This is a genomic window from Streptomyces hydrogenans, assembly GCF_014656075.1.
GTDB lineage: Bacteria > Actinomycetota > Actinomycetes > Streptomycetales > Streptomycetaceae > Streptomyces > Streptomyces hydrogenans.
The window spans coordinates 59,468-67,644 of the sequence record NZ_BNBS01000039.1 but is presented as its reverse complement, the minus strand read 5'-3'; the positions used below and the strand labels follow the sequence as shown (position 1 = coordinate 67,644).

8 protein-coding genes are annotated in these 8,177 nt (G+C 64.1%); 4 read left to right on the top strand and 4 right to left on the bottom strand.

Features of this window, described 5'->3' with window-relative positions:
- Positions 1-808: FG-GAP-like repeat-containing protein (locus IE321_RS18480; protein WP_190223736.1), on the top strand; the 808-nt coding region annotated here is incomplete at its 5' end.
- 625 nt (positions 809-1,433) lie between these two features.
- On the opposite strand, the gene IE321_RS18475 is transcribed toward IE321_RS18480, so the two are convergent.
- Positions 1,434-1,724 carry a hypothetical protein gene (locus IE321_RS18475; protein WP_190223735.1) on the bottom strand — a complete coding sequence of 97 codons (291 nt, stop codon included), beginning with the start codon at positions 1,722-1,724 and terminating at the stop codon, positions 1,434-1,436.
- 929 nt (positions 1,725-2,653) lie between these two features.
- Here IE321_RS18475 and IE321_RS18470 point away from each other — a divergent pair.
- Together IE321_RS18470 and IE321_RS18465 are read left to right on the top strand one after the other, a co-directional pair.
- The gene (locus IE321_RS18470) at positions 2,654-3,568 is read left to right on the top strand and encodes a nucleotidyltransferase domain-containing protein (RefSeq protein WP_190223734.1); all 915 of its coding nucleotides are present in this window, start codon (positions 2,654-2,656) and stop codon (positions 3,566-3,568) included.
- 415 nt (positions 3,569-3,983) lie between these two features.
- Positions 3,984-4,391: a hypothetical protein gene (locus IE321_RS18465; RefSeq protein WP_190223733.1), complete on the top strand. Its 408-nt coding sequence runs from the start codon at positions 3,984-3,986 to the stop codon at positions 4,389-4,391.
- Between the two features lie 352 nt (positions 4,392-4,743).
- On the opposite strand, the gene IE321_RS43210 is transcribed toward IE321_RS18465, so the two are convergent.
- Positions 4,744-5,118, bottom strand: a complete 375-nt coding sequence (locus IE321_RS43210; protein ID WP_372470244.1) for an NrdR family transcriptional regulator — start codon at positions 5,116-5,118, stop codon at positions 4,744-4,746.
- A gap of 702 nt (positions 5,119-5,820) precedes the next feature.
- On the opposite strand from IE321_RS43210, the gene IE321_RS18460 reads away from it, so the two are divergent.
- Entirely contained in the window at positions 5,821-6,675 is an 855-nt protein-coding gene (locus IE321_RS18460; protein ID WP_226652042.1) for a nuclease-related domain-containing protein, read from the top strand.
- Here IE321_RS18460 and IE321_RS18455 read toward each other — a convergent pair.
- On the bottom strand, positions 6,648-7,331 hold the full coding sequence (locus tag IE321_RS18455) for a YdcF family protein (RefSeq protein ID WP_190223731.1): 684 nt from the start codon (positions 7,329-7,331) through the stop codon (positions 6,648-6,650). The two genes, IE321_RS18460 and IE321_RS18455, sit on opposite strands and share 28 nt — an antisense overlap.
- Positions 7,328-8,122 (bottom strand): GntR family transcriptional regulator, encoded by a 795-nt coding sequence (locus tag IE321_RS18450; protein WP_190223730.1) that lies wholly within the window; start codon positions 8,120-8,122, stop codon positions 7,328-7,330. The genes IE321_RS18455 and IE321_RS18450 overlap by 4 nt, the downstream gene beginning before the upstream one ends.
- Positions 8,123-8,177 lie beyond the last annotated feature (55 nt).

Below are 8,177 nucleotides of genomic sequence, written 5' to 3'. Positions count from 1 at the left end.
CAAGAACGCCTCCTCCCCGCACGACCTCGACTGGGACGGCGGCCCGGACCTGCTGGTGCGTGACACCGCGGGCGTGCTGTGGCGGGCCGACACCGAGTACGACGCCACCAAGAAGACCCTCACTGAGAGCTGGGCGGACCGGATCGGACCCGGCTGGCAGATCTACGACCGCATCGAGACCATCGGCGGCGTCGGCGGCGGCGCGGCGGACTTCGTGGCCCGGGACAAGAGCGGCGTCCTGTGGCTGTACGACGTCACCGGCAACGGCTACGCGGCGAAGATCGCCGCCCGCAAGCAGATCGGCGGCGGCTGGAACACCTACACCCAGCTCACCGGCGGCGCCGACCTGGACGGCGACGGCCGTCCCGACCTGGTCGGCGTCGACAAGGCCGGCGCCCTGTGGCTCTACAAGGGCACCGGAAACGTCTCCGCCCCCTTCGCCGCGCGCAAGAAGATCGGCACCGGCGGCTGGGGCATCTACAACCAGATCACCGCCACCGGCAACATCGGCGGCGCCGCAGCCGGCGACCTCGTCGCCCGCGACAAGGACGGCGTCCTCTGGCTCTACCTCGGCAAGGGCGACGGCACCTTCACCGCCCGCAAGCAGATCGGCGCGGGCTGGGGCGCGTACACCGACACCATCGGCATCGGCGACGCCAACAACGACGGCCGCCCCGACCTGTTCGCGTACGGCCCCAACAAGACGGCCTACTTCTACGCGGGCACCGGCGACTACCGCAAGCCCTTCGGCACCCGCGTCGCCAGCCCCCTCCTGACCGGCCTCCCCGCCTACAACCACGTCTCCTGACCCACCCCACGAAAAAGCCCCCCACCGACGACCGAAGGCCGCGGCGGGGGGCTCCCGTGCGTCAGGACTACTTCTTGCCCTGGTTCTTGATCCTGCCTGGGGCGGTATCGAGCTGTTGGCCCCTGACCTGCGGCTCAGCGGTCATGACCTGTCACGGCTGGCCGCCCTCGATCACCCTTCCACGGCCCAGCGACGGCCCAGCGGCCGACTACTTCTGCTTCTTCTTCGCCTTGCGCTTCTGGACCGCATAGGAGGACCACTCACCGCGGTGACGGTCACACCTGGACGCTCCGATCATGGCCAGGCGCTGACACCGAGTCCCCTTCTGCGTGAGCGCTCCGCACTTGGACTGCGTTCGAGCCACTACTCCCCCTGGTGCCATCAGACGGACAGACCAGCAGAGTGTGTCGAGCGCTCCTGGCTCTGCGGAAGGCGCATGCGGGCGCATGACACCTGTCCGCAGGAGCATTGGGGCGCACAACAGGTGAGAACACCTCTTTAGGAGTTCGATCGGGCTGCCCCGAGAGAAGGCAGACCCGTGCTCGCAGTCGCCATCGACAGCCGCGCTGGAACACCGGCATCCGTTGCTGTTGATGTCAGCCGCGGATGTCGAAGTCCGCTCTGCTCAGCCCGGCTGGAAGACCTCATACTCCCAGCTGGCAGCAGGTGTCAGGCGAGTTCGCTCCTCGTCCGAGAGGGCTCGCCCAGTCCTGGCGGCTATCTGTCCAAGCGATTCACCCGCGCTCGCCTGGACCATCTCCGGCGTCTCCGGGTCGATGGCCACCGTGAGGAGCGCCTGGCGGGCCTGCTCGTCATCCACGGCGTAGAGATCCATGGCGGCATCGTCGCGGGCACTGATGTCGGCACCGCGATCGAGCAGCAACGTGATCAAAGCTTTCACCAGCAGGGCATCCATGGAGAGCATCCTCGACGATCGATAGGGACCTTGTAGAGGACTTCGCACCGTGCAGCAGGTACGGCGGTCTCCGCTGTCTCTACCACCGACCCTCGCTGGACTCGGGAAGGCCACCGCCTCTTTAGGAGAGCGGGAGGGCGAACCCCGGCCTGACCTGCACAGACACTGCAAGAGCTGATCGACACCCCAGAACCCGAACACGTCCCTCGTGCCCCGTGGTTCTCCGCACGACCTGGCACGGATGTGGCACGGTCCTGGCCGGCCTGTCAGTGCCTCTGGATAGCGTCTACCTGCGCGCGGTCGGCTTCCGAGGTGTCCAGCTCTGTAGTGCAGCTGCATCCCTGGCTCTGTCCGGGGGCGGCCCGGTGCAAGCCCGGGACCCAACCGACGGCCAGGCTCCGCCGATGGCCAAGAGTGCCCTGCCAGCGCTGGCCGCGCGCAAACGTTCCTGGTCTGTCCGCACGCGGCAACGGCTCCGGAGGGCGCGTGCGTCTGAGGCGTCTGCGCAGGTCAGCGGCCTACGAGCTGCTGGCCAAGTCTCGTTGGTCCACGAGTAGGCCGCATCTAGCGAGAACGCTGTCGGACTTCACAGGCAGTGATGGGGTCACAGAGGCTGGTTGCGGTCGCTACCCGTAGCATCTCTGTTGCTGTCGGTTGCTGTTGACCACCCTTGAGTCTCCCGCACGGACTAGCACCTCGTGGGATCCTGATGAACCTGAGGCCTCGCTGATCACCAGCTGGCATGCTTGCGAACGTGCTCACCTTGGCGCCCCCTCACCAGCGTTGCCGGCCGTTCACTCGCGACGACATTGTCGCCACGGGTGCCCTAGAACTGCTGTCAGCCCACGTTGCTGACGGGGCACCGCTGCGTCCCGAACTTTCATAAGGCCATTCATGGTGGTGTATTGGCAGCCCAGGAGAGGTGCACCGTGCCGTACGCCCCCCGGACCGGCGATCAAGAGGTGATCCTAAGGGTGGTAGCAACAGCCAGACAGTACGGAAATTCAAGACTGAACGCACGGATTGCTATGAGTACCTCCCCTGGAAAGAATTTTGAAATCCTGCTCGATCGCATCACCTTGAGTCCATTGGAAATGGAAGCAGCCCTAAACCACGCTAGAGCCGTCTGCGGAATACTCAAAAGCTGCCCACTGGTGAGTGAGTGCGTGATTTCAGGATCGATAGCACGCTCGACGGCAGTTCGTAAATTCTCAGATGTTGACATCATCGCAATCCTCAAAGACTCAAAAAGAGTAGATTTTCCGTCGAGCCTTGCGATCAAAGATATCTCAGACTTCCTGTCGCTTAGGTATAAAGACATCCAGGTCTTCGACAGCGCGATCCGCATCGACTTTCCCGGCATCCCCGGGGTCGACGTCGTGCCTGCGGTCCATCAAGAGATGAGCTCTTCGGGGTACCCTCTTCTGAAAATCCCCGCCAGGCGCCAGTCTTGGATCGATTACATCCCGGAAGAGCAAAGCCAGACGACCGAGGGAAGCGCGAAAAGACTTGGCGCTGAGTTTAAGCAAGCGATCCGCTTGGCGAAATGGTGGAGCTACGAAAATAGCACTTCCATCCCTTCGTACGAGATCGAAGAACTCGCAAGTCGGGCTTTTCGAGCGTGGCCCGAAATGCGATCCCTCCCTGAGGCTCTGGCCGTTCTTCTGGAGGAAGTGGCGACAGCCTTTGAAATGCGCGATTCGGATCGCAATAGAGATTCCGCAAGGAAAGCTGCGCGGATCGCCCGGACGGCGCTCGTTCTATCTACGCAAGGCGACATCCGCGAGTCCGTGAACCTCTGGAGGTGTCTACTCGGTGAGCAGTTCCCAGTTGTCGTCTTCTGAAATAATCGCGCTAGCGAATCATCGATTGGAGAAATCGGGAGATCTCTATCGGAGAGTTAGGGTAATTCAAGTCCTCACATTTCTCCTTAGTGGCCTGTCTATCTTTATAGCGAACTCTTATACCTATGTTCCAGCGCTTCTAGCTCTCGGGCTGCAGGTCTATGCGTGGTCGGTTCGCCGCAGTGCGGCAAATCGCCATAGCGAGGGCGAGGAAGGGCGGACAAGGGGCCTGCTTCTAGACGCTCTAGGGGCGACCGAGGAGCGCGTCGATCTGAATAACTGGCTTAGTCGCGTATCCCCTCGTCAGGGGCGAGAGAATCCCGAGCCAGTAGGGAATGATTATTTCGCGAGCGATGCACCCGTTGGAATGCGGCGCTTGTGCGACCATCTTCAGGAGAATGCGTTCTGGAATAAAATGATCTACAAGGAAGCTGCAGACTACTATGGAAAGGTCCTCTGGGGCTTCGTAGTGGTTGCAATTTCTGCAACGCTCGTCGCAATCCCTCTCGCCTCCGGGGAGCAGAATCTCATTCTGGCCCGCCTGATAGTTGTTTCCCTGGCCTCCGGAGTTGCCTTCACTCAATGGTCAGAAGTGAGTGCGTGGCGTTCGGCGGCAACGAAGAGTGAGCTACTAGATCGACGACTGGAAGCGCTTTCTGATTGTACAGAGGAGGACCTGAGGGCAAATCGCGTCGGAGCTCTCCTGTTGGCATACGGAGACTACTGTGTCGCTACCTCGGGGGCGCCGCCCACTCCAACTTGGCTGTATGAGCGGCACAAGGAAGACATGAATAGGCTCTGGGCTCTACGATTGGCCACCTGAGTTCGATCGGCGAGCGTCATGTCGAATGATAAATGTAGGCGACGTGTTTCCCCGTGATTCCCTGCGTGGATCTGGCAAGGATATAACACGGGGAACACTACGCCCCAGCAAACGCTAGGAGACCGGCTGCTTAGAGGTTACTGCCCGGATGCTCCTGTGCGGCGCTGGAGATATCGGCGCCGGAGGTGCCGAACTGACAGGCCGGCCAGGCCGACAAGTGCACCGCTTAGAAGGTTGACGAACAGATCACGCATCAACGACCACATAAAGGCGTGGGTGCGCTAAAGGGCCGGACCGCGCACCGCGCTCCTTGGTTTCGATGATTTCGGCAGGTTAGATCTACAGAGCTGGCTCAACCCCGGCCCGAAGCAGAGAACAGCGTGAACGGCTCATGGCCATTCACATCGGACTCTGAGCTTCGACGCGAGGGAAGACGGAGTGGAGATCCGGACCCTGGGGACGGCTTCCTCGCTCTAGACCGGCGCGCGGCGGCATCTTCCACCTCAGGCTGCCTCTGTGCCGCAGTACGTACCTTTGTGATTACGGCGCAGCGAGAAAACGGAGTTAGAAGGCCCCGTAGGGGGTTGGCCTGGAGCGAGGCGGTTTCCACGGTTGTGAAGGTCCGGGCGCAGCCTGAGCACAGCCGGCGCCGCCGGATCGAACAGCCATCGCTGTTCTCTTCAATAGCAAGCACACTGGTGGGAGCCGTACAAAAGGGACACTGCATGATCGGCTCCCTCCTGTTGTCTAGTGCTGCTCTAAATGGCTCTGGCAGCCCATCGCGTTGCCAGGAACCCTACTGCTTCGACTGCAAGTTGACGGTGGGATGCCCAGATTCACCCACCACTCACCCCAACTCCCATCCCGTCTGCCGTCGACCCACACACCGTGGAGCAGGCGCGGTGCCGGGCGTCCAGGTGGAGCGCCCCGCTGGACGAACGACCTGGACGCCCGGTGCCGTGTCTGCTCGGCTCTGCCTGGGTCGACGGCAGGCGGGATGGGAGTTCCCCACCGCTACACCCCACCGGCCGGCACCCGCCCGCGGGCCCCTTCCATCCTGGAGCCTGAGCGCCCCCGCCGGAGGCATGTCGGTGACCTTCGGGGAATCGGCAGCCGTTGGGGCTCGGACTCATGCTCTTGGGCTTATCCCGTCTTGCAGGGGCGGGCGTCGGCGCAGCGGGGGCGGAGCGGGCCGAAGGCAGGAGCGGCGCCCCGAGCGGAGCCGGGAAGCCCGCCCGGCGGAGCGGAGCGCAGCCGGGTGCTTGATGAGGTAGAGAAACCTGTAACAGGTCCCCCGGAACGGGCGCTCTTGTGGGCGTAGTCGGTAGGTGCTGCCATAGGTGTGGGGATCTGTCTGCAGGGGGGGCGACGGGTGAGTAGTGGTCTCACGGTGAAGTCGTGGAAGCGGCACGGCAGGGATCGGCTGTACGTGAATCTCCCGAACGGAACTGCGGTGGCCTGGGCGGATCGCGCGACCAAAGCCGTGACGATCAAGGTGCGGCAGTATCAGGACGAAGCGCTGCTCCTGCTTCGGGCGCATCTTGGCGACGGGCTCACTGTCGACACAGCAGGTTCGGCAACCTCGGCTTCGCCTGTCGGTGCTCCACCCCGCCAGGTACCACCGCCTCCCAACCGCGTGGCGCCGCCGGCATCCCTCCCTCCCCTCACCCCCAGCGAAGATCTCGCCAGGAACCCGCCAGGCGCTCGGCTCATCGGGCTCATGGCTGAGCGGGGGCCGTCCGCTGTGCAGAGACTCCGTTCGAAACTGCTGAGGCAGCCTTCGGAGTGGGACAGCTTCTACACCGGACTCAAGGGTGAGAAGAAGGTCGGGCGGGAGCTCGCTCGCTTATCCCGTTGCGGCTGGCACGCCTTGCACGGAATCCAGAAGGGCAACGGCGGCGACATCGACCATTTGCTCATCGGGCCGGGCGGGGTGTTCGCGATCAACACCAAGACCCACCGCGGCGCTGCGGTCTGGGTGGGGGACGCCATGGTCAAGGTCAACGGGGGTCCCCCTCGCCCCTACGCCGCCGCGAGCAAGACCGAGGCGGACTTCGTTCGGCGATCCCTTCAGCGGTACTGCGACTTCGACGTGTCAGTCGAGCCCATGCTGGTCTTCGTGGGTGTGGGGTCCCTGTACCAGTCGAACTCTCAGAGCGCGGTCCGCGTCTGCCAAGAGCGGGAGATAGCCGCGCTGGGGCCCCTCACCGGAAGTCTCACCGCCGAACAGGTCGAGACCGTCTACGCGGTGGCTCGTCACCGGCGGGTCTGGCTGCGGGGCTGACCCTGCTCGTCGCGGAGAAGGCGGCTGGTGAATCCGGCGTCGCGCAGCCGCTCATACGCCGCGGTCACCTCCGCCGGCACGGGCTGGCTGGTCATGAATCCCTGCTCCGGATAGATGAGGAGCCGCTGGAGGGCGCCTACCAGCATGTCGATCACTAGGCGGGGGTCACCGATCGAGTCGACGTACTCCTGGAGCGTCATCGGGCTTGAGGCGCTCACGATCTCGACCTCGGGCCACAACTTCTTGGCTGTGGCGTGAGCGCGGCGCTCCTCGTACGGCTTGCTGATCAGTAGGACGGAGGACACCTCGACGCCGGCCTCGGAGAGCAGGTCCCGCGAGAACCGAATGTTCTCCCCGGTGTTCCGAGCACGCGGTTCCACGAGCACGGCCGATGCCGGGACGCCGAGTTCGAGGGCCCGCTCACGGTAGTGGACGGCTTCGCCGCGGGGCATGCGCTCCCGTGTCGTGGGGCTGGTGGCTCCGGTGAAGACGAGAAGGGGAGCCAGGCCACGCCGGTACAGGTCGACTGCGGTGTCGGCTACGCCGAGGTCGTGGCTACCGAGGCCGATCGCCACCGAGCAGGGCCGGGGGACGTGCCCCATCTGGTGGTACTCCCAGAGGAGTCGTGTGTCTGCCCAGTCCTGCGTCGAGATCACTGCTGGTCCTCCTGGGGCTGTGCCGAGTCGGGCACCTTGAAGTCGTACTCCCACGCGAAGCGCGATGCCGCGTGAACCCCGATTGCGAACTCGACCACGGTGCCGTCGGCCGTGTACGTCGTGCGGTGGAGCTCGACGACGGCTTCGCCAGGAGGAAGCTGGAGCATCCGCGCTTCCTCCGCCGTCGGAACACGGGCGAACAGGGATTCCTTCATGTGGTCGATCTCGTATCCAGCGTCGTAGAGAACGCGGAACCCACCACCCCTGCCCGCCGGCCCCGGAGTCGGGTCGACCAAGCGGGTGCCCTCGACGTGTTCGGGGCGGTAGTAGCTGGTCAGCGAGTGCGTCGGCTGGTCACCTTCCTTCACGAGTCGGGCCCGCGCGTAGACCGGTGCGCCCGGCTCCAGGCCGTGGGCTGACGCCACCACTGACGGTGCCTCGACAAGGCTGACGGTCTGAGTCTGCTCGTTCCGGCGGTACGCCCGACCTGAGGCGACGCGATCCGCGATGAAGGCGACCTCGTCGCCGTCACGCCACTTGGCCTTGTCGTACCGGGCGATGCCGAGCCGCTTGAGCGGTACACGTTCGCGGACAACGGTGCCGTGGCCGCGGGAAGAGGTGACCAGCCCTTCGGACTCCAGCGCCTTGTAGGCGGCGTGAACCGTGGCCTTGGAGCCCTCTCCCGCCTCGACCAAGTCTCTGATCTGCGGCAACCGTTGACCGGGCTCGTACTCACCCCTCCGGATCTGCTCAGCCAGCTTGTCTGCCAGCTCCCGCCACTTGGGCGCCATCTCGAACCCCTTTCAACGGAAACAAGTCAAACACAGTCCTAGGACTGTTGACAGT